Annotated in this window: 16 protein-coding genes and 1 tRNA gene; 9 read left to right on the top strand and 8 right to left on the bottom strand. The window is 71.6% G+C overall.

Going from position 1 to position 20,417, the window contains the following annotated elements:
• Window positions 1-160 precede the first annotated feature (160 nt).
• The gene (locus ACZ5NW_RS14570; protein WP_468744154.1) at window positions 161-2,299 is read left to right on the top strand and encodes a SpoIIE family protein phosphatase; all 2,139 of its coding nucleotides are present in this window, start codon (window positions 161-163) and stop codon (window positions 2,297-2,299) included.
• On the opposite strand, the gene ACZ5NW_RS14565 is transcribed toward ACZ5NW_RS14570, so the two are convergent.
• The 3 genes from ACZ5NW_RS14565 to ACZ5NW_RS14555 all read right to left on the bottom strand — a co-directional run bounded on the left by ACZ5NW_RS14565 (window position 2,257) and on the right by ACZ5NW_RS14555 (window position 5,049).
• Window positions 2,257-3,327 (bottom strand): AI-2E family transporter, encoded by a 1,071-nt coding sequence (locus ACZ5NW_RS14565; RefSeq protein WP_468744153.1) that lies wholly within the window; start codon window positions 3,325-3,327, stop codon window positions 2,257-2,259. The two genes, ACZ5NW_RS14570 and ACZ5NW_RS14565, sit on opposite strands and share 43 nt — an antisense overlap.
• A gap of 139 nt (window positions 3,328-3,466) precedes the next feature.
• Complete coding sequence (locus ACZ5NW_RS14560) at window positions 3,467-4,447, bottom strand: pirin family protein (RefSeq protein WP_468744152.1); 981 nt, start codon at window positions 4,445-4,447, stop codon at window positions 3,467-3,469.
• A 131-nt stretch (window positions 4,448-4,578) separates the two neighbouring features.
• A complete protein-coding gene (locus ACZ5NW_RS14555; RefSeq protein WP_468744151.1) occupies window positions 4,579-5,049 on the bottom strand; it encodes an SseB family protein in 471 nt (156 codons plus the stop codon).
• 154 nt (window positions 5,050-5,203) lie between these two features.
• On the opposite strand from ACZ5NW_RS14555, the gene ACZ5NW_RS14550 reads away from it, so the two are divergent.
• From ACZ5NW_RS14550 to ACZ5NW_RS14540, 3 genes are all read left to right on the top strand, one after another.
• Window positions 5,204-7,030 (top strand): acyl-CoA dehydrogenase, encoded by a 1,827-nt coding sequence (locus ACZ5NW_RS14550; RefSeq protein ID WP_468744150.1) that lies wholly within the window; start codon window positions 5,204-5,206, stop codon window positions 7,028-7,030.
• A gap of 92 nt (window positions 7,031-7,122) precedes the next feature.
• The gene (locus ACZ5NW_RS14545; protein WP_468744149.1) at window positions 7,123-8,415 is read left to right on the top strand and encodes a M18 family aminopeptidase; all 1,293 of its coding nucleotides are present in this window, start codon (window positions 7,123-7,125) and stop codon (window positions 8,413-8,415) included.
• A 74-nt stretch (window positions 8,416-8,489) separates the two neighbouring features.
• On the top strand, window positions 8,490-8,750 hold the full coding sequence (locus ACZ5NW_RS14540) for a DUF6458 family protein (RefSeq protein ID WP_468744148.1): 261 nt from the start codon (window positions 8,490-8,492) through the stop codon (window positions 8,748-8,750).
• Window positions 8,751-8,798: 48 nt separating this feature from the next.
• Here the strand turns inward: ACZ5NW_RS14540 and ACZ5NW_RS14535 are convergent, their stop codons facing one another.
• Window positions 8,799-10,619, bottom strand: a complete 1,821-nt coding sequence (locus tag ACZ5NW_RS14535; protein ID WP_468744147.1) for a redoxin domain-containing protein — start codon at window positions 10,617-10,619, stop codon at window positions 8,799-8,801.
• A 140-nt stretch (window positions 10,620-10,759) separates the two neighbouring features.
• Between ACZ5NW_RS14535 and ACZ5NW_RS14530 the strand changes: the two genes are divergently transcribed.
• Window positions 10,760-11,254, top strand: coding sequence for an LURP-one-related/scramblase family protein (locus ACZ5NW_RS14530; protein WP_468744146.1), 495 nt, complete (start codon window positions 10,760-10,762; stop codon window positions 11,252-11,254).
• Window positions 11,255-11,522: 268 nt separating this feature from the next.
• On the opposite strand, the gene ACZ5NW_RS14525 is transcribed toward ACZ5NW_RS14530, so the two are convergent.
• Window positions 11,523-12,317 (bottom strand): carbon-nitrogen family hydrolase, encoded by a 795-nt coding sequence (locus ACZ5NW_RS14525; RefSeq protein ID WP_468744145.1) that lies wholly within the window; start codon window positions 12,315-12,317, stop codon window positions 11,523-11,525.
• A 182-nt stretch (window positions 12,318-12,499) separates the two neighbouring features.
• Here ACZ5NW_RS14525 and ACZ5NW_RS14520 point away from each other — a divergent pair, with 182 nt between their 5' ends.
• Complete coding sequence (locus ACZ5NW_RS14520; RefSeq protein ID WP_468744144.1) at window positions 12,500-13,324, top strand: maleylpyruvate isomerase family mycothiol-dependent enzyme; 825 nt, start codon at window positions 12,500-12,502, stop codon at window positions 13,322-13,324.
• 70 nt (window positions 13,325-13,394) lie between these two features.
• Here ACZ5NW_RS14520 and ACZ5NW_RS14515 read toward each other — a convergent pair whose 3' ends face one another.
• Both ACZ5NW_RS14515 and ACZ5NW_RS14510 read right to left on the bottom strand, forming a co-directional pair.
• Window positions 13,395-14,699 (bottom strand): MFS transporter, encoded by a 1,305-nt coding sequence (locus tag ACZ5NW_RS14515; protein WP_468744143.1) that lies wholly within the window; start codon window positions 14,697-14,699, stop codon window positions 13,395-13,397.
• Window positions 14,696-15,346: a GntR family transcriptional regulator gene (locus tag ACZ5NW_RS14510; protein ID WP_468744142.1), complete on the bottom strand. Its 651-nt coding sequence runs from the start codon at window positions 15,344-15,346 to the stop codon at window positions 14,696-14,698. The genes ACZ5NW_RS14515 and ACZ5NW_RS14510 overlap by 4 nt, the downstream gene beginning before the upstream one ends.
• Before the next feature lie 209 nt (window positions 15,347-15,555).
• Between ACZ5NW_RS14510 and ACZ5NW_RS14505 the strand changes: the two genes are divergently transcribed.
• From ACZ5NW_RS14505 to ACZ5NW_RS14495, 3 genes are all read left to right on the top strand, one after another.
• The gene (locus ACZ5NW_RS14505) at window positions 15,556-16,461 is read left to right on the top strand and encodes a D-alanyl-D-alanine carboxypeptidase family protein (RefSeq protein ID WP_468744141.1); all 906 of its coding nucleotides are present in this window, start codon (window positions 15,556-15,558) and stop codon (window positions 16,459-16,461) included.
• A 75-nt stretch (window positions 16,462-16,536) separates the two neighbouring features.
• Window positions 16,537-16,608, top strand: a tRNA-Ser gene (locus ACZ5NW_RS14500).
• A 2-nt stretch (window positions 16,609-16,610) separates the two neighbouring features.
• Window positions 16,611-18,974 (top strand): hypothetical protein, encoded by a 2,364-nt coding sequence (locus ACZ5NW_RS14495; protein ID WP_468744140.1) that lies wholly within the window; start codon window positions 16,611-16,613, stop codon window positions 18,972-18,974.
• Here the strand turns inward: ACZ5NW_RS14495 and ACZ5NW_RS14490 are convergent.
• The gene (locus ACZ5NW_RS14490; RefSeq protein ID WP_468744139.1) at window positions 18,961-20,409 is read right to left on the bottom strand and encodes a dihydrolipoamide acetyltransferase family protein; all 1,449 of its coding nucleotides are present in this window, start codon (window positions 20,407-20,409) and stop codon (window positions 18,961-18,963) included. The genes ACZ5NW_RS14495 and ACZ5NW_RS14490 overlap by 14 nt on opposite strands.
• Window positions 20,410-20,417 lie beyond the last annotated feature (8 nt).

Below are 20,417 nucleotides of genomic sequence, written 5' to 3'. Positions count from 1 at the left end.
GTCTGTGTCACTCAGGGTGTTTCACGTGAAACAACCCCAGGGTACCGGGCGGCCGGAGATCGCCTCCCCACCATTTCGGCGCGGGTGAGCGCCGGTGAGCAGGGAGTGACGGCTGGACGACCGGTGGCATCTTTCGAACGGCTCTTCTTAAAGTGGGGCAATGCGCACTGGTGAGGCCCTGCCCGCCGTGGGGGAGGTCCTTGCCTCCCTCGCGACCGGCCTGTGGCACTGGTCAACGGCCACGGGCCTGGTCACGGTCGACGGCGAGGCGGCTCGCCTGCTCGGGCTGCCCGCCGAGGAGACCGTGCTCACGGAGGCCCAGACCCGCGCCCGGCTGCACCCGGTCGACTGGAACGAGATCACCGGCGTGGTGCAGCTCGCGGTCGCCGAGGGCACGCTCGCCGAGGTCCGCGTACGGATCATGAACGAGCGGGGCCATGTCGTCCGGATCGTGCGCAGCCGTTCCAAGCCGTCCTTCGACCCGGTCAAGAAGGCGTACGAGCTGATCGGCACCCTCCAGGAGGTCACCGAGCCGACGCCGGGCACCCCGGCCGGGCGGAGCGCGGTCACCGGCGACTGGCGGCGCTCGCGAGAGGCGTTCCTGCTGGACGCGGGCCGGGCGCTGGCCGAGGCGCGCTCCACGGAGGAGGTGCTGCGGGTCGCGGCGGGATTGTCGATGCCGGGCTTCTCCCCCGACGGGCTCGCGGTGTTCGGCGTGGAGGGCGACCGGCTGACGATCATCGGCCACCACGGGCAGGAGCAGGGCGCCGAGGAGTCCTTCTCCCATATGTCGCTCCAGACGGACTACCCGGCGGCGGAGGTCGTGCGCACCGGCCGCGCGGTCTATCTGTCCTCCCCCGAGCAGTACAAGGAGCGCTACCCGCTCACCTGGCCGCTCGCCGCGCACTTCGGCCGGCACTCCTGGGCATTCCTGCCGCTGACCGTGGCGGGCCGCACGATGGGCGCCTGGATGGCGGCCTTCACCTATCCGGTGGCGTTCACCCCGGACGAGCGCTCGGTGCTGACGACGGTCGCCCGGATGCTCGCCCAGGCTCTGACCAGGGCGGGTGCCGCCGAGACGCAGCGCGAGCTGACCGACGGCCTCCAGCGTTCCATGCTGCCCACGCTCGGCCCCGAGATCCCGGGCATGACGCTGGCCGCCCGCTACATACCGACCGGCGGTGGCCTCCAGGTCGGCGGCGACTGGTACGACATGATCCCGCTGCCCGGGGGCAGGTTCGCCCTGGTCATCGGGGATGTGCAGGGCCATGACGTGCGGGCGGCGGGCCTGATGGGACAGCTGCGGATAGCGCTGCGGGCGTACGCGGCGGAGGGCCACCGCCCCGACGCGGTCCTCTCCCGCGCCAACCGCTTCTTCTACGGCCTCACCCACGCGGACGACGACCCGGCGGACCTGCGCTTCGCGACCTGTCTGTACGTCGAGGTCGACCCGGTCACCGGGGTCCTGGAGGCCGCCCGGGCCGGTCATCTCGACCCCGCGATCCGGATGGCCGACGGCACGGTCATCGTCCGCGCCACGGCGGGCGGGCTGCCGCTGGGCATCGACCCGGACTCCGACTACCCGACGACTCCTCTGCTGCTGGAGCCCGGCGAGGCGATGATGCTGTGCACCGACGGGCTGCTGGAGACCGGCGGGCACGACCTGGACACCGGGTGGCGGCGCATCCGCCGGACCCTGGAGCACCACGACAAGGGCCTGGAGGCGCTCGCGGACGCCCTGGTGCAGGCGGTGCACGGCCCCTCCTCGCACCACACCACCGGTCCGCTCGCCGACCGCCGCGAGGACGACATCGCCGTCCTGCTGCTGTGCCGCCAGGCGGAGGGCTGCGGCTGCGGCACCGGCGTGACCGTGCCGCCGAGGGTGCGCCGCACCATGCTGACGGTCGACCAGGCCGAGCCGGAGCGCATCGCCGTGGGCCGGCAGCACCTGCGCGAGCTGCTGCACGACTGGTCCTCGGCCGACCAGATCGACTCGGCGGTGCTGCTGGTCTCCGAGATGCTCACCAACGTCCTCGTCCACACCGACGCGGACGCCCTGCTGGTCGCCGAGGTGACGGGTGGCGAGGGGGGCCGCCGGATGCGCGTGGAGGTCACCGACACCAGCGACGACCTGCCGCACATGCGGCGGCCGGGCGAGCTGGCGTCGTCGGGCCGCGGTCTGGTCCTGATCGAACTGCTCGCGGACGCGTGGGGGGTCGTACCGCGGGGCGAGGGCAAGAGCATCTGGTTCGAGCTCTACGAGGACGGCGTCTCCGAAGAGGGTTCCGGGACGGCGTAGCGCTCGCGCAGTTCGTGGACGACGCCGAAGGCCGCCGCGGTCACCGGCACGGCGAGGAGCATGCCGAGGACCCCGGCGACGGACGCGCCCGCGGTGATGGCGACCATCACGACCGCCGGATGCATCTGCACGGTGCGGCTCTGGATCGCGGGCTGGAGCACATGCCCCTCCAGCATCTGCACGGCGAAGACCACCGCGAGCACCCACAGGGCGATGACGAATCCCCGGTCGGCGAGCGCGACCAGCACGGCGACCGCGCCCGAGACGAAGGCGCCGAGGTAGGGGACGTAGGCGCCGACGAAGACCAGGGCGGCCAGCCCGAACGCGCCGGGCACGTCGAGGACGAGCAGCCCGACACCGATGAGCAGGGCGTCGATCAGCGCGATGAAGGTCGTGCCGCGCATGTATCCCTCGACGGCCCGGAAGGCCCGCCGGGCCATCGCCTCGACGAGGTCGGCGGTGCCGCGCGGCGCGAGCGAGCGCAGTCCGTCGGCGGCCCGGTCGGAGTCGCGCAGGAAGAAGAAGACGAGCAGCAGCGCGAGCACCGCCATGGCGAGGGTCTCACCGACGACGCTGACCCCGCTGATGACGTTGGAGGCGGCCGTTCCGCCGAACTTGGACAGCAGGTCACGGGAGTTGGAGGCGAGGTCGTCGAGGGAGGTGCCGGCCGCGCCGAAGTGGTCCGACACGGAGGCCGCCGCGTCCTTGAGCGAGTCGATGATCTGGTCGCCGGTGTCGACGAGCGCGGCGACGACGACGTAGACCGCGCCGCCGACGACGGCCACGACGGCGACGCAGGTCACCGCGGCGGCCGCCGACCGGGGCACGCCCGCCCGGACCAGCCGCCGGTGGAAGGGCCCGAGCAGCGCGGTCCCGAGCAGGGCCAGGGCGACCGGGGTGACCGCGGTGCGCAACTCCGCGCACAGCCGGATCCCCACGTACGCGACCCCCGAGACCAGCAGGATCACCACGCACCAGGCGGCGAGCCGGCGGACGGGGGCGGGCAGCGGGGCGAACGGCGCGGACATGCGCCCATGGCACCACGCCCGCCCGCGGCCCGCCCGCCGGAGGATCCGGTCAGGTGACACACCGTCAACCGGCGCGGGGCGTACGGGCTACGTGCCGGTGCCGGCGATCACGGGACCGCCGGCACCGGCCCGATGGCCGTCAGGCCTCCTCGGGTCCGCTCTCGGTCATCCCGTGCACCGCGGGGATGGTGCCGAGGCGGCCCTTCTGGAAGTCCTCGAAGGCCTGCATGAGCTCTTCCTTGGTGTTCATGACGAACGGGCCGTAGTGGGCCATGGGCTCACGGATGGGCTGTCCGCCGAGGAGCACGACCTCCATGTCCGGCGTGTGCGAGTCCTGCTTCTCGTCCGCGCGGACGGTCAGGGAGGAACCCGCGCCGAACACAGCGGTCTGCCCGACGTGGATCGGACGCCGCTCGGCACCGACGGAGCCGCGGCCCGCGAGGACGTAGGCGAGGCCGTTGAAGTCCTCGCGCCACGGCAGGGTGAGCTCGGCGCCCGGGGCGAGGGTCGCGTGGATCATCGTGATGGGCGTGTGCGTGATGCCGGGACCGGCGTGGCCGTCCAGCTCACCGGCGATGACCCGCAGCAGCGCGCCGCCGTCGGGCGTGGTCAGCAGCTGGACGTTGCCGCCGCGGATGTCCTGGTAGCGGGGCGCCATCATCTTGTCCTTGGCGGGGAGGTTCACCCACAGCTGGAGGCCGTGGAAGAGCCCGCCGGAGACGACGAGGTGCTCCGGCGGCGCCTCGATGTGCAGCAGGCCCGCGCCGGCCGTCATCCACTGGGTGTCGCCGTTGGTGATGGTGCCGCCACCGCCGTTGGAGTCCTGGTGGTCGAAGATGCCGTCGATGATGTAGGTGACGGTCTCGAAGCCGCGGTGGGGGTGCCAGGGGGTGCCCTTGGGCTCGCCCGGCGCGTACTCCACCTCGCCCATCTGGTCCATCATGATGAACGGGTCGAGGTGGCGGTAGTGGATCCCCGCGAACGCCCGGCGCACCGGGAAGCCCTCGCCCTCGAAACCGCTCGGCGCGGTCGTGACGCCGAGCACGGGACGTGCCACGGCGTCGGCGGAAGCGGTCACTCGGGGCAGCGTCAGCGGGTTCTCGACGGTCACTGCAGGCATGTCGGTACCTCCTTGTAACGCCCACTTTAGTTGAGCGTTGAACTTTCTGCCACCCCTAACGAAGAAAGCCCGGAGGACATTCCCTCCGGGCTCCCGACAGTGGGTGCCAGCTGTCCGTGAAGCGCTGGCGCCTAGCCGTACATCCGGCGCATCGCGAACTCGACCATCTGTTCGACCGCCTTCGCGTCGAAGACCATCCGGTGCTCGCCCTCCATGTCGAGGACGAAGCCGTAGCCCGTGGGCAGCAGGTCGATCACCTCGGCGCCGGTGATGACGAAGTACTTCGACTCCTTGCCCGCGTACCGGCGCAGCTCCTTCAGTGAGCTGAACATCGGGATCACCGGCTGCTGGGTGTTGTGCAGCGCGAGGAAGCCGGGGGTGTCGCCGCGCGGGCAGTAGACCTTGGACGTGGCGAAGATCTGCTGGAAGTCCTCGGCGGCCATCTGGCCGGTGGTGAACGCCCGCACGGCGTCGGCGAGCGACGGAGGGGACGGCTCGGGGTACAGCGGCGGCTGCTGCCCGTAGCCCCCGGCCATCTGCTGCGGCTGGGCGTACTGCTGCTGGGCGGCTCCACCGTTCATGGACTGGCCGTATCCGTACATGGGCCAAAGCCTACCGAGGTAGACCCTTCTCACACTTGGCCGAGTAGGGGTTGCGGCTTATTACCGACGGGTAGCATCATCGGAGCTACTTGTTGGTACGTGAACTAGGTGCGAGGAGTCAGTGCCTCGCCGATCTCTCTACGGAGCCATCGCCATGGGGCACTACAAGTCGAATCTCCGCGACATCGAGTTCAACCTCTTCGAAGTACTGGGGCGCGACAAGCTGTACGGCACCGGCCCGTTCGAGGAGATGGACACCGAGACCGCGAAGAGCATCCTCGAAGAGCTGACCCGTCTCGCCGAGAACGAGCTCGCGGAGTCCTTCGCGGACGCCGACCGCAACCCGCCGGTCTTCGACCCGGAGACCAACACCGCCCCGGTCCCGGCGTCCTTCAAGAAGAGCTACAAGGCCTTCATGGACTCCGAGTACTGGCGCCTCGGCCTGCCCGAGGGCATCGGCGGCACGGTCGCCCCGCCGTCGCTGATCTGGTCGTACGCGGAGCTGATCCTCGGCGCCAACCCGGCCGTGTGGATGTACTCCTCCGGCCCGGCGTTCGCCGGGATCCTCTACGACGAGGGCAACGACGTCCAGAAGAAGATCGCGCAGATCGCCGTCGAGCGGACCTGGGGCTCCACCATGGTCCTCACCGAGCCGGACGCCGGTTCGGACGTCGGCGCCGGTCGCACCAAGGCGATCCAGCAGGAGGACGGCTCCTGGCACATCGAGGGCGTCAAGCGCTTCATCACGTCCGGTGAGCACGACATGGAGGAGAACATCCTCCACTACGTCCTCGCCCGCCCCGAGGGTGCCGGCCCCGGCACCAAGGGCCTGTCCCTCTTCCTCGTCCCGAAGTACCTCTTCGACTTCGAGACCGGCGAGCTGGGCGAGCGCAACGGCGTCTACGCCACCAACGTCGAGCACAAGATGGGCCTGAAGGCGTCCAACACGTGCGAGATGACCTTCGGCGACAAGCACCCCGCCAAGGGCTGGCTGATCGGCGACAAGCACGACGGCATCCGCCAGATGTTCCGCATCATCGAGTTCGCCCGCATGATGGTCGGCACGAAGGCGATCTCCACCCTGTCCACCGGCTACCTCAACGCCCTGGAGTACGCCAAGGAGCGCGTCCAGGGTCCGGATCTGGCCAACTTCATGGACAAGACCGCGCCCAAGGTCACCATCACCCACCACCCGGACGTGCGCCGCTCGCTGATGACGCAGAAGGCGTACGCGGAGGGCATGCGCGCCCTCGTCCTCTACACCGCCTCCATCCAGGACACGATCGCGGTCAAGGAGGCGAACGGCGAGGACGCCAAGGCCGAGCACGCGCTGAACGACCTGCTCCTGCCGATCGTCAAGGGCTACGGCTCCGAGAAGGGCTACGAGCAGCTCGCCCAGTCGCTCCAGACCTTCGGCGGCTCCGGGTTCCTCCAGGAGTACCCGATCGAGCAGTACATCCGCGACGCCAAGATCGACACCCTCTACGAGGGCACCACGGCGATCCAGGGCCAGGACTTCTTCTTCCGGAAGATCGTCCGCAACCAGGGCGCCGCGCTGAACACCCTCGCCGAGGACATCAAGAAGTTCCTGGCGCTCGGCACCGGAGGCGAGGACCTGGCGGGCGCCCGCGAGCACCTCGCCAAGGCCGCCGTCGAGCTGGAGGCCATCGTCGGCCTGATGCTGACCGACCTCGCGGCCACCGAGCAGGACGTCAAGAACATCTACAAGGTGGGCCTGAACACCACCCGCCTGCTGATGGCCTCCGGTGACGTCATCGTCGGCTACCTGCTGCTCAAGGGCGCCGCGATCGCCGCCGAGAAGCTGCAGACCGCCTCCGCCAAGGACCAGGCGTTCTACACCGGCAAGATCGCGGCGGCGAAGTTCTTCGCGGCCACCGTCCTGCCGGGCGTCACCCTGGCCCGCAAGGTGGCCTCGGACATCGACCTGGACATCATGGAGCTGGACGAGGCGGCGTTCTAGTCTCTCCTCCGCACGTATGAGGGCCCGCTTCCCGCGCAGGGAGCGGGCCCTCGTCCGTCGTTGCGGGGAACCCACGTCGTTATGGTGAACCCATGAGCGAAGCCTCCCCATTCGACCGGGGTCACACCGACGACCTGATGTCCTTCCTGACCGCGAGCCCGTCGCCGTACCACGCCGTGGCCACCGCGGCCGAACGGCTGGAGAAGGCCGGTTTCCGGCAGGTCTCGGAGACGGACGCCTGGGACGGCACAAGCGGCGGCAAGTATGTGCTCCGCGGGGGCGCGATCGTGGCCTGGTACGTCCCCGAGGGCGCCGCGCCGCACACGCCCTTCCGGATCGTCGGCGCCCACACCGACTCCCCCAACCTCCGGGTCAAGCCGCTGCCCGACACCGGGGCGCACGGCTGGCGCCAGGTCGCCGTGGAGATCTACGGCGGGCCGCTGCTGAACTCCTGGCTCGACCGCGATCTGGGTCTGGCCGGCCGGCTGACCCTGCGGGACGGCTCGACGCGCCTGGTCAACATCGACCGCCCGCTGTTGCGGGTGCCCCAGCTCGCCATCCACCTCGACCGCTCGGTCACCGCGGAGGGCCTCAAGCTCGACAAGCAGCGGCACCTCCAGCCGGTGTGGGGCCTCGGCCACGACGTGCACGACGGCGACCTGATCGCCTTCCTGGAAGAGGAGGCCGGGCTGCCCGCCGGCGACGTCACCGGCTGGGACCTGATGACCCACTCCGTGGAGCCGCCCGCCTACCTCGGCCGCGACCGCGAACTGCTGGCCGGGCCGCGCATGGACAACCTGCTGTCGGTCCACTCCGGCGTGGCCGCGCTGACCGCGGTGGCCGCCCGCGATCCGGAGTACATCCCGGTCCTCGCCGCGTTCGACCACGAGGAGAACGGCTCGCAGAGCGACACGGGCGCCGACGGCCCGCTCCTCGGCGGCGTGCTGGAGCGCTCGGTGTTCGCGCGCGGAGGATCGTACGAGGACCGGGCGCGGGCCTTCGCCGGCACCGTGTGTCTCTCCTCCGACACCGGTCACGCCGTCCACCCCAACTACGCGGAACGGCACGACCCGACGCACCACCCGCGCGTCAACGGCGGCCCGATCCTCAAGGTCAACGTCAACAACCGCTACGCCACGGACGGTTCGGGCCGCGCGGTGTTCGCCGCCGCCTGCGAGCGGGCGGACGTGCCCTTCCAGTCCTTCGTGTCCAACAACTCCATGCCGTGCGGCACGACGATCGGCCCGATCACCGCGGCCCGGCACGGCATCCGGACCGTGGACATCGGCGTCGCCATCCTGTCGATGCACAGCGCCCGCGAACTGTGCGGCGCGGACGACCCGTTCCTGCTGGCGAACGCGCTGGTGGCGTTCCTGGAGGGGTAGTTCGCGCGAACCCGGGTACTCGCCTCCGGTCCGGAACGACCGGACGACCGGACCGGACTGGGAGGCGAACACTCATGGGCCTCGGCGGATGCATCGTTCTCATCGCCGTGGGAGCCATCCTCACCTTCGCGACCGACTGGCACGTGGACAGCGTCAACCTCGACCTGGTCGGGGTCATCCTGATGATCGTCGGGCTGATCGGCGTGACGACGTTCAGCAGCATCTACCGGCGCAGGCGGGTGGTGGTGCCGCCGACGACTCCTGTCATCGACGACGACCCGCACCGCCCCCGCGACGGCTATCGCGACGGCTACCGCGACGGATACGGGCTGTGACGGACGGCCCGGCGGCGGACCGTGTGGTCAGGCCGCCGGGCCGTACGGTCAGGCGTCCATGCCCGCCAGCACCAGCGGGAGGCGGTCGGCGCCGGCCTCCGTGAGGCGGACCGGAACGCCCCAGTCCTGCTGGTGCACATGGCAGGCCGGGTACTCGTTCGCCGGGTCGTCGTCGCAGGAGGCGGCCATCGCCGAGACATGCAGGACACCTTCCGCGACCGCCGGATTCAGCTCCAGGTCGCGGGAGAGGTCGGTGTCCGCACCCTCTCCCTTCAGCAGCAGCTCGGGCGGCGTGGAGGAGACCAGCAGACGGGTCGAGGGGCCGTAGCGGGTGTCGAGCTTCTGGCCCGCCGGCGCCTGGAAGATCACATCGAGGCGGAGCGCGCCCGGCGCGACCTCGGTGGCCGCGCGCTGCGTGCGATGGGCGACCGCCTTCACGCGCACCGCCTCCTCGGGCAGCCGCAGCCGCGTCAGCCGGTGCCGCGCCGACTCCACGACCACGATGTCGCCCCCGACGACCACCGCGTCGCTCGGCTCCCGCAGATCCGTCGCCAGGGTGGTCACCTCGCCGGTCGCCGGGTCGTACCGCCGCAGGGCGTGGTTGTAGGTGTCGCTGACCGCGACCGAGCCGTCCGGCAGGACCGTGACGCCCAACGGGTGCTGGAAGAGGGCCTGACCGGCGGCGCCGTCGCGGTGCCCGAAGTCGAACAGACCGGTGCCGACGGCGGTGTGGACGGTGCCGTCCAGGTCGACCCAGCGCAGCGCGGACGTCTCGGAGTCGGCGAGCCACAGACGGTCGGCGGTCGCCGCGAGGCCCGACGGCTGGGCGAACCACGCCTCGGCGGCGGGGCCGTCGACGAGCCCCTCGTTGGTGGTGCCGGCCGCGACGGCGACGGTGCCCTCGGCCGGGTCGTACGCCCACAGCTGGTGCACGCCGGCCATCGCGATCCACACCTTGCCGCCGAACAGGGCCACGTCCCACGGCGAGGACAGGTCGGTCTCGCGGGCCGGTCCCCGCGTGGCGGCGCCCTGCATCCACTGCCGGCCGGTGCCGGCCAGGGTGGTCACCTCGCCGGAGGCCAGGTCGACGCGGCGCAGGGCGTGGTTGACGGTGTCGGCGACGATCACGGCGGCACCCTCATCGGTGAGGGCGAGGCCCTGCGGCTCGCTGAAGGAGGCGTCGGACGCCGGACCGTCGGCGAAGCCGCGCGCACCGGAGCCGATGCGCCGCACGACGGTCTCGCCGTCGGCCTCCAGCTCGACCAGCTGATGCCGGGTGGTGTCGCTCACCAGGAAGGTGCCGCTCGGCAGCGACAGCGCCTTGCCCGGGAAGCGCAGCACCGTCGGCTCCGGCTCCGGCGCCACGTACGGGCCGTCGCCGCGCCGCAGGGTGCCCTTCGCCTCGTGCTCCGCCTCCAGCTCGGTCACCAGCCGCTCGATCGCGTGCACATGCCCCTCACCGGCGTGCTGCGCGACCACATACCCCTCGGGGTCGATCACGACGAGCGTCGGCCACGCGCGCACCGCGTACTGCTTCCATGTCGCCAGCTCCGGGTCGTCGAGCACCGGGTGCTCCACGCCGTACCGCTCCACGGCGTCGACGACCGCCCGGTGGTCGGCCTCGTGCACGAACTTCGGCGAGTGCACACCGATGACCACGACGGTGTCCGCGTGCCGGTGCTCCAGCTCCCGCAGTTCGTCCAGGACATGCAGACAGTTGATGCAGCAGAACGTCCAGAAATCGAGGACGACGATGCGTCCGCGCAGGTCGGCGAGGGAGTACGTACTGCCGCCCGTGTTCAGCCAGCCGCCCTTGCCGGTCAGCTCGGGGGCTCGGACGCGCACGCGGCGGGGAGGGGAGTCGCTCATGCCTCAAGAGTGCCACCCGTCACTGACAGTCAGCTCAGCGCCTGCCCCGTCACGGCCCCGCACCGCCGCTTCCGGACCGGGCTCAGCCCGTCGGCCTACCGGCGGCGTTTGGGAACGGCGGGCGGGGAACCGGTGGTGACATGAGATTCCTCGTACGCGACCGGCTGCTCGGCTTCGGAGACGACTACTGGATCGAGGACGACCGGGGCAACAAGGTCTACCTCGTCGACGGCAAGGCGATGCGGCTGCGGGACACCTTCGAGCTGAAGGACGCCCAGGGCCGGGTCCTGGTCGACATCCGCCAGAAGATGTTCGCCCTGCGGGACACCATGGTGATCGAACGGGAGGACGAGCCGCTCGCCCGCATCCGGCGCAAACGCCTGTCGCTCCTGCGCAACCACTACCGGGTCAGCCTGGTGGACGGCACCGAACTCGACGTCAGCGGCAAGATCCTCGACCGCGAGTTCGCCATCGAGTACGACGGGGAGCTGCTCGCCGTCATCTCGCGGCGCTGGCTGCACGTCCGGGAGACCTACGGCGTCGACGTCGTCCGCGACGACGCGGACCCGGCGCTGCTGATCGCGGTGGCGGTCTGCGTGATCCACCTGGCGGAGAAGGAACGGGAGGAGGACTAGGGCCTGTCCGGCGGATCAGGCCGCAGGAGATCGGCGGTACCTCGTCAGCGCAGGTGAGCGGGGGCGATGGGGGTACCTCCCGCGCGAGCGAAGTTCGAGCGTGGGGGAGCGTCCAGCTGCAAGGCGGAGGAGGGCGGCGATGCGGAGCATCGGCAACCGACGACAACGCCGCTGGGGGTCCCCCCACGCCTTTAAGGCAGTGGGGGAGGGCGTGCCAGCCCCCGCGTCTGCGGCCTGATCCGCCGGACAGGCCCTAGGGCGGCGGGGCTCAGCGGCCGGGGGGCTGCAATCCCAGTAGGCGGTCCTTCAGCGCCGGGAACTGCTCGCGGGTCGCCGCGACCTTGGCCGGGTCGAACTCCACGGTGAGGACCTCCTCGTCGGGACCCGCCTGCGCGAGCACCTCACCCCAGGGATCGACCACGATCGAGTGACCGGCCTGGGGAACTCCCGCATGCGTCCCGGCCGTTCCACACGCGAGCACGAACGCCTGGTTCTCCACCGCCCGCGCCTGAGCCAGCAGCGTCCAGTGCGCCCGGCGCCGCTCCGGCCAGCCCGCCGGGATCACCAGGGTCTCGGCGCCGGCGTCGACGAGACCGCGGAAGAGTTCGGGGAAGCGGAGGTCGTAGCAGGTGGCCAGGCCCAGCGTGGTCCGCGGCAGACGGACCGTCACCAACTCCTGCCCGGCGCCCATCAGCACCGCCTCGCCCTTGTCGAAGCCGAAGCGGTGGATCTTGCGGTAGGCGGCGGCCAGATCGCCGGAGGGCGAGAAGAGGAGAGACGTGTTGTAGAGGGGACCGTCGGGATCCCGCTCGGGGATCGAGCCCGCGTGCAGCCACACGCCCGCGTCGCTCGCCGCCTTGGCCATCAGCTCGTGGGTCGGCCCCTCCAGGGGCTCGGCCTCCGCGGCGAACCCGTCGTAGGCGAAGGCTCCCGTGGTCCACAGCTCGGGCAGCACCACCAGATCGGCGCCGGCCTGAGCGCGTACGAGAGCGGCCACCCGCTCCCGCCGCGATACGACCGATTCGCCCTCGTCCACGGCGATCTGGATCAGCGAGGCGCGCACACTACCACCGTCCTGGCATTCGAGTCGTTCATACGGGCCTACGATCGTCACACGAAAGCACTGCCGGGGTGCCTCACAGGAGCGTAACTTAGCCTCCCAAGACACCCGCCGAGTGCAGCCACCTCCCGCTGGCAACGCCGCCGCCAACCACCCGTGTACCGACCGCCGAGGGGTCCCGTTCCGTGAGTCTGCATCCCACCCTCCAGCCCTACGCCGACGCCTGGACCCACTCCATCGAAGCGATATCCGAGCTGGTGCAGCCCTTGGTGGAGGCGGACTGGAACCGCCGGACCCCGTGCCCGGGCTGGTCGGTGCGGGACATCGTGTCGCATGTCATCGGGCTCGACTGCGAGATGTACGGCGACCCGCGGCCCATCCACTCCCTGCCGCGCGACCTCTTCCACGTCACCACCGACCTCCAGCGCTACATGGAGATCCAGGTCGATGTCCGCCGGCACCACACGTCCCCGGAGATGACGTCGGAGCTGGAGTACACGATCATCCGGCGCAACCGCCAGCTGCGCAACGAGTCCCGGACCCCGGGCACGACGGTGCGCGGTCCGCTCGGCACCGAGCTGACCCTCGAAGAGTCCATGCGCGCCCACGCGTTCAACGTCTGGGTGCACGAGCAGGACCTGCGGACCGCCCTCGGCCGCCCCGGCAACCTGGACTCCCCCGGCGCGCACATCGCCCGCGACGTGCTGCTGGACGAACTCCCCCAGGTCGTCGCCGACAAGGCCGACGCCCCGCGCAGCTCGGCGATCGTCTTCGACGTGCACGGGCCGATCGAGTTCCTGCGCACCGTCCGCGTCGACATCCAGGGCCGCGGCACGGTCGAGACCGCCCCGGCGCTCGGCCCCGCCGCCTCGTTCTCCCTCGACTGGGAGACGTACGTCCGGCTGGCCTGTGGCCGGGTGACTCCGGAGGCGGTGAGCGACCGCGTCAAGGCGGAGGGCGAGCCGGAACTGACGTCGGCGATCCTGCGGAACTTCACGGTGACGCAGTAGGCGGGAGCGGCCGGAAAGGGCACGGCAGCGGGCCCCGCTCGGGTGACGGGGCCTCGCGGACGTAGGAGCGTCAAGCCGGCACGTGCACCGTCTCCACCCGGCTGGCCACCAACCGCTCGCGCTCCCGCCGTGCCGCCCGCCCGCGCAGCCGCAGGATCTGACCGACCCCCAGCGCCTGGAGCACGAACACCGCCGAGAAGGCGACCGTGTAGTCGTCCCCGGTGGCGTCCAGCAGCAGCCCGATCGCGAGCAGCGTCGTCATCGACGCGACGAAACCACCCATGTTGGTGATCCCGGACGCGGTCCCCTGACGCTCCGGCGGATTCGCCGGCCGTGCGAAGTCGAAGCCGAGCATCGACGCCGGCCCGCACGCCCCGAGCACCGCGCACAGCACGATCAGCAGCCACATCGGGGCGTGCTCACCCGGATACGCGAGGGTGGCCGCCCACACCAGCGCCGTCGCTCCGACCGTGCCGAGCGCCAGCGGAAGCCGCGCCCCGTGGTGCCGGGCGACGACCTGGCCGTAGACGAGCCCCACGACCATGTTCGACAGGACGACGAGGGTGAGCAGGTCGCCGGCCGTGGCCCGGGTCAGGCCCTGTGCCTCGACCAGGAACGGCAGGCCCCACAGCAGCAGGAAGACCATCGCCGGGAACTGGGTGGTGAAGTGCACCCACAGCCCCAGCCTGGTCCCCGGCTCCCGCCACGACGCGGCGATCTGCCGGCGGACGTAGGCCGCGCCCCGGTGCGGGAAGGGTTCCGGTTCGTGGCCCTCGGGGTGGTCCTTCAGGAAGAGCAGGAGCAGGACGAGGACCACGACGCCGGCGCCCGCGCTGCCCGCGAACGCCGGTGTCCAGCCGACCCCGTGCAGCAGCCGAGCGAGGACGAGCGTGGAGACCAGGTTGCCCGCCATGCCGGCGAGTCCGGCGAGCTGCGCGACCAGCGGTCCGCGCCGGGCCGGGAACCAGCGGGTGCCCAGGCGCAGCACGCTGATGAAGGTCATCGCGTCACCGCAGCCCAGCAGCGCGCGCGAGGCGAGGGCCATGCCGTACGACGGGGAGAAGGCGAAGCCGAGCTGTCCGGCGGTGAACAGCACGACGCCGATGGTCAGCACCTTCTTGGTGCCGAGGCGGTCCACGAGCAGCCCGACCGGTATCTGCATGCCCGCGTAGACCAGCAGCTGGAGGATCGAGAACGTCGACAGGGCGGAGGCGTTCACCTGGAAGCGGTCGGCGGCGTCGAGGCCGGCCACTCCGAGGGACGTGCGGAAGATGACGGCGACGAAGTAGACCGAGACCCCGATGGACCACACGGCGATGGCGCGACGGCCGCCCGGCGGGTCACCCGGGAGGGTGATCTTGTGGGCCTGGCTCATCGGACCTCCCCCCGCGCCAGGTGGGAGAACCAGCCGATGTGGCGGTGCACGAGGTCGACGGCCCGCTCGGCGTCGCCGGTGCGCAGCGCCGCCAGGATCTCCTCGTGCTCGGTGAGTGTCTTGGCGACGCGGTCGGGGTGGGCGTGCATGACGGCGACGCCCATCCGCAGCTGGCGGTCGCGCAGCTGGTCGTAGAGCCGGGACAGGATCTCGTTGCCGCCGCTGCGGACGATCTCGGCGTGGAAGCAGCGGTCGGTGACGGCTGCGGCGGCGAGATCGCCGGCGGCGGCCTCCCGCTTCTGCCGCTGAAGGAGTTCTTCGAGCCGTTCGACGAGGCCGGGCAGGGCGGGTACGGCCTTGCGGGCGGCGTGCTCCTCGACCAGGAACCGGGTCTCGACGACGTCCGCGATCTCCTGCGCGGAGACCGGCAGGACCAGGGCGCCCTTCTTCGGGTAGAGCTTGATCAGCCCCTCGGCCTCCAGGCGCAGCAGCGCCTCCCGGACGGGGGTGCGCGAGACGCCGACGGCCTCGGCGAGCTCGCCCTCGGTGAGGAGCGTGCCGCCCTCGTAACGGCGGTCGAGGACGCCCTGCTTGACGTGGGAGTAGACGCGGTCGGCGGCGGGCGGTTGTCTGACGGCCAGGCTCATGCCGACAGGATAGATACAACACGTACGCATGAGGGATCCGTTTCAGAATGCGGACCCGGTCCCGGCGAACCCGTACCCGAGTACGAAATTCCTCACAGCGAGACCGCAACCTTCTGTGCTACCTAGATGTCTCACACATGCGGCCCCACTGCTTTCCCCTCCAACTCGGCCGCACCACAGGGGCATTCGACGTATTCGGGGTATTTCAGTTGATAACCGCCATCAAGGGCTTCCGTGTCCGCAGAGCCGCAGCCGTCGCCGTGACGACCGGCGCGATGATCGCGACCGGAGCCCTCACCGCGGCGCCCGCGCAGGCTGCCGTCGCCGTGCCGACGATCACGGCCAAGAGCGGGTTCGTGATGAACGGCGCCACCGGTGCCGCCCTCTACAACAAGGCCGGTGACACGCACCGGCTCACCGCCTCCACCACCAAGATCATGACCGCGAAGGTCGTGCTGTCCACGGCGGGCGTGAACCTGGACACCAAGGTCACCATCCGGGGCGAGATCAGCAGCTACATGGTCTCCAAGGGCTACCCGTCCTCGGCCCACCTGATAGTCGGTGACAAGGTCACCGTCCGTCAGCTGCTGTACGGGATGATGCTGCCGTCCGGCTGCGACGCGGCGATGGCCCTCGCCGACAAGTTCGGCACGGGTACCACGGTCGCGGCCCGCACCAAGAACTTCATCGCCAAGATGAACACCACGGCCAAGAGCCTGGGCATGACGAACACGCACTTCGACTCGTTCGACGGTCTGAGCAACGGCAACAACTACTCGACCGCGCGCGACCTGACGAAGCTCGCCCGCAGCGTCATGACGAACGCCAACTTCAAGGCCGTCGTCAAGACCAAGGCGTACACGGCGAAGACCATCACCAGCTCGGGCGCCACCCGCACCATGGGCACCTGGACCAACACCAACACGCTGCTCGGCTGGAACGGCACGCTCGGCCTCAAGACCGGCTCCGGTCCCGACGCCAAGTACTGCCTCGTCTTCGCCGCCACCCTCAACGGGGAGTCGGTGATGGGCACCGTGCTCACCTCCGCCTCGGCGGCGGACCGCACCAACGACGTGAAGAAGCTCATCAACTTCGGCTACGCCAAGATCAGCTGACGCACCGCCACGGGCGTGCGGCCAAGGGGAAATCCACTTGGCCGCACGCCCGTTCGACCTCTAGCGTCAGCACCTCGACGTGTAGCTCAGCAGCAGAGCACCGGGCTCGAGACCCGGAGGGCGCAGGGGCGGCACCTGCCACGTCGGCTATGAACGACCACGCTGAGCAGCAGCACCCCGCCGAGGCGAACCCCGGTTACGCGGCCGGCCAACTGGCCCGCGCCCTGCACACGGCCCGCACCCACGACGACCCCGGCACCCGCCGGCGCGCCGAGGAACGGGGCCGCACCTGGCGCGCCGTGCTCGCCGGCATGGCGGACGGTCTGCTGACCATCGGCTCGCGCACGCCCGTCGCGGGACTGCCCGCGTGGGTCACACCCGAGGTCGTGCGCGGCGGCTTCGCCACCGGCGAGCCCAGCGCCGGCGGCCCCCTGCTCCCGTACGAGACCGAGGCCGCGCGCCGCGCCGGACTGCCCGAGACCCGGCGGGCGCTCTTCACCCACTTCCTGTCCGAGGACGGGCTCCCCACCCTCTACGGCCTTCTCGACAGCGGATGCTACGAGGTGGCCGTCCCCGAGGAGGCCGCCCTGCTCACCGTGGCGTGGCTCGTGCGCGCCGGGGAGACCGACGCGGCGCTGGACCTGGTGACGGAGCTGGCGCCGTTCGCGGACCGGCTGCGGTTCACGCCACGGCCCGCCGACCGTCCCGCGCCCGACGCCGACGCCGTCCACCGCGTCACGGTCGCCGACGCCCGCGCGACCCTCACGGCGCGCCGCCCCAGCACACCCGTGGAGACCCAGCGCGAGGCCCTCACCGTCTGGCAGCCGTTCGGCGACGAACTGCTGGCGCACTGGCTGGAGGTGACGGACCCGCAGGGCTGGATCCGGATCCCCGAGGACCCGGCCGCCCCCTGGCACGCACGCGGTGCCGCCCTGCTGCGCCGCTACCACGAGCTCGCCGGCCGGCACACGTACTGCGCCAGGCATCGCGACCCGAAGCGGAACCTGGGCATCCTGCGCGGCGCCCTGGAGGAGAGCGCCGCCGGGCGCGAGCTGACCGCGCGGCGGCTCGGGCTGCTGCGGCACGCCGTCGCCGCGATGGTCCGGCGCCGCGGACTGCCCGGCTCCGAGCGGCACACCGCGCTGCGCCGCGAGCAGGCGGTCCAGGCCGCGCTGCCCTCGCACCGGGCGCTGGCCCTGCTGGTGGCGGACCGTCTGGCCGGCCTGCCGCAGCAGGGCGGGGTGCCGGAGGTCGAGCCGCTCGTCGCCGGGGTGACCGAGGGGGAGGCGGCCCGCACCGGGCTGCCCGTGGGCTCGGCCGTGCCGCCGTCCGTGCGCCGCCCCGTCGAGGCCGCGCTCAGCGCACCCGTCGGCACGCTCGTGGAGCGTGGTGTGGTGCCCTCGGCGGAGGTCCTCGCCGAGCTGGTGCCGCAGCTCGTGGCCGCGACCGTCGCGCGGGCCCACCGGGACCCGGCCCTGCGCACCCTGGCCGCCGCGAACCACCGCGCGTTCGCCGGCCGCCGCTCCCTGCTGCTGCTCGGTCTGGAACGGCAGGTGCGGGCGGAGGAGCTGCCTTGGGTGCGGGCCGTGGCCGCCCACCGCGTCGACGGCGAGGCCGGTGAGGTGGCCGCCGCCGCGCTGCGCCGGCTGGGCGGACTGGCCGTGCACGCCTTCCCGGGCACGATCCTGCCGAATCCGCTGATCCGCGAGCTGTCCGTGCTCGCCCGCCAGGCCGACCTCGGCGCCCCCTTCGTGGAGGAGCTGGCCGCGGACATCTTCATGGGCACCTTCACCCCGAAGTTCCTCGTGGCCGCGCGTGTCGCGGCCGAGCTCCTCGGCGGCGGTTCCCTCTACGAGCGGTACTACGCCCTCGACTACCGGGCCGTGCGCAACCTCGCGATCGTCGAGGCCGGCGACGCCTGCACGGCCGACGGTGCCGACGGGACCGCGGGGCCCTCCCGTGGGGCGCGTACGTCCCCGGGGTTCGCCGCGTTGTGCGAGCGACGGGCCGCCGCGCTGGCGCCCGGGTCGGGAGGGGGCTCCTGGATCGCGGAGAACGGCACGGTGATCGAGCAGGCGCAGATCCTCACCACGCACAATCTGGCGGTCCTGGTCCACCGCGTGGGCATCGCCCCGGACGACGGCTGGGACGAGCTGGCCCGGCGCTCCTTCGTCACCGTGTGCCGGCTGACCCTCCGGCTGCACCACGACCGGGGGTCGCTGAGCACCATCAAGGACATCGCCTACGCCTGGCGGCAGATGGTCTTCCAGCTGTCCCTGTGCAGGCCGGGCGGGCGGGCCCGCACCCTGGCCTGGCTGTCCGAGGAGGTCGCCCGGCACCCCTGGCACGTCGCCGGCCGGCTCGCGCCCGCCCTGACCGGGCTCCACCAGGTCGCCGAGGGCGGCTCGGCGGAGGAGGGCACGGGCCGGCGCATGCTGGGCTGGAGCACCGGCGGCCACTGGCTGCGGCCCGACCCGGTGCCTCCGGCTCCTCGGGCGCCTACGCCCAGGTGATCAGCCGCTTGGGCTGTTCCAGGATGGCCGCCACGTCCGCGAGGACCTTGGAGCCCAGTTCGCCGTCGACCAGACGGTGATCGAAGCTCAGCGCCAGGGTGGTGACCTGGCGGGGCTTCACCTTGCCCTTGTGGACCCACGGCTGGAGCTTGATCGCGCCGATCGCGAGGATCGCCGACTCGCCGGGGTTGAGGATCGGCGTGCCGGTGTCGACGCCGAACACGCCGACGTTGGTGATGGTCACCGTGCCGCCCTGCATCGCCGCCGGGGAGGTCTTGCCCTCCCGCGCCGTCGACACCAGGTCGCCGAGGGCCTCGGCGAGCTGCGGCAGCGTCTTGTCGTGCGCGTCCTTGATGTTCGGCACGATCAGACCGCGCGGGGTGGCCGCGGCGATGCCCAGGTTCACGTAGTGCTTGAGCACGATCTCCTGGTTCGCCTCGTCCCAGGACGCGTTGATGTCCGGGTTGCGCTTGATGGCGACCAGCAGGGCCTTGGCGATCAGCAGGAGCGGGTTGACCCGCAGGCCCTGCATGTCCTTGTCCTGCTTCAGCTCGTCGACGAGCTTCATCGTGCGCGTGACGTCGACCGTGACGAACTCGGTGACGTGCGGCGCGGTGAAGGCCGAGCCGACCATCGCCTGGGCGGTCGCCTTGCGCACCCCCTTGACCGGGACACGGGTCTCGCGCACCGCGTCGTACGACGCGACCGGGGCCGGGGCGGGCGTGGCCACGGGGGCCGCGATCGCCGGGGCCGGGGCGACCGGGGCCGGGGCGGTGGGCGCGGCCGTCTGCTGCGGTGCGGCCGCCGCGTGGACGTCCTCGCGGGTGATGATGCCGTCCGGGCCGGTCGGGGTGACCGTGGCCAGGTCGACGCCGAGGTCCTTGGCCAGCTTGCGCACCGGCGGCTTGGCCAGCGGGCGCTCGGCGACGGCCGCCGGACCGGCGTGACCGTGCCCGTTCAGCTCGGCCTGGACGGCCTGGGTGACCTGGGTGGCCGGCGACGCCTCCCGGACCGTGACCTCGGGGCCCTTGCGGGGGCGGCGCTTGGTGGAGGAGGCCGCGACGCCGTAGCCGACGAGGACCGGCTGGCGGCCCTGCGGCTTCTCCTCCTCGGGGGCGGGCGCGGGCTGCGCCGGGGCCGCGGCGGCCGCGGGTGCCTCGGCCGGGGCGGCGCCGCCGGCCACGTCCACGGCGATGATCGCCGTGCCCACGTCCACCGTGGTGCCCTCGGGGAAGCGCAGCTCGCGCACGACCCCGTCGTAGGGGATGGGCAGTTCGACGGCCGCCTTGGCGGTCTCGACCTCGCACACCACCTGGCCGTCCGTGACGGTGTCGCCGGGCTGGACATACCACTTGAGGATCTCGGCCTCGGTGAGTCCCTCGCCCACGTCGGGCATCTTGAACTCCCGCACGGACGCTTCAGTCATCGTCGTCACGTCCCTCT

This window comes from Streptomyces sp. NPDC032126 (assembly GCF_055580085.1).
The sequence above is the reverse complement of the archived record's forward strand: the minus strand, read 5'-3'. Positions and strand labels throughout refer to the sequence as shown.

Bases quoted from the DNA above. Each gene is read 5' to 3' on its own strand.
- ACZ5NW_RS14560 (WP_468744152.1), bottom strand. From the start codon at position 4,447: ATGCCTGCAGTGACCGTCGAGAACCCGCTGACGCTGCCCCGAGTGACC.
- ACZ5NW_RS14570 (WP_468744154.1), top strand. From the start codon at position 161: ATGCGCACTGGTGAGGCCCTGCCCGCCGTGGGGGAGGTCCTTGCCTCC.
- ACZ5NW_RS14515 (WP_468744143.1), bottom strand. From the start codon at position 14,699: ATGAGCCAGGCCCACAAGATCACCCTCCCGGGTGACCCGCCGGGCGGC.
- ACZ5NW_RS14545 (WP_468744149.1), top strand. From the start codon at position 7,123: ATGAGCGAAGCCTCCCCATTCGACCGGGGTCACACCGACGACCTGATG.
- ACZ5NW_RS14535 (WP_468744147.1), bottom strand. From the start codon at position 10,619: ATGAGCGACTCCCCTCCCCGCCGCGTGCGCGTCCGAGCCCCCGAGCTG.
- ACZ5NW_RS14530 (WP_468744146.1), top strand. From the start codon at position 10,760: ATGAGATTCCTCGTACGCGACCGGCTGCTCGGCTTCGGAGACGACTAC.
- ACZ5NW_RS14540 (WP_468744148.1), top strand. From the start codon at position 8,490: ATGGGCCTCGGCGGATGCATCGTTCTCATCGCCGTGGGAGCCATCCTC.
- ACZ5NW_RS14555 (WP_468744151.1), bottom strand. From the start codon at position 5,049: ATGTACGGATACGGCCAGTCCATGAACGGTGGAGCCGCCCAGCAGCAG.
- ACZ5NW_RS14510 (WP_468744142.1), bottom strand. From the start codon at position 15,346: ATGAGCCTGGCCGTCAGACAACCGCCCGCCGCCGACCGCGTCTACTCC.
- ACZ5NW_RS14565 (WP_468744153.1), bottom strand. From the start codon at position 3,327: ATGTCCGCGCCGTTCGCCCCGCTGCCCGCCCCCGTCCGCCGGCTCGCC.
- ACZ5NW_RS14495 (WP_468744140.1), top strand. From the start codon at position 16,611: ATGAACGACCACGCTGAGCAGCAGCACCCCGCCGAGGCGAACCCCGGT.
- ACZ5NW_RS14550 (WP_468744150.1), top strand. From the start codon at position 5,204: ATGGGGCACTACAAGTCGAATCTCCGCGACATCGAGTTCAACCTCTTC.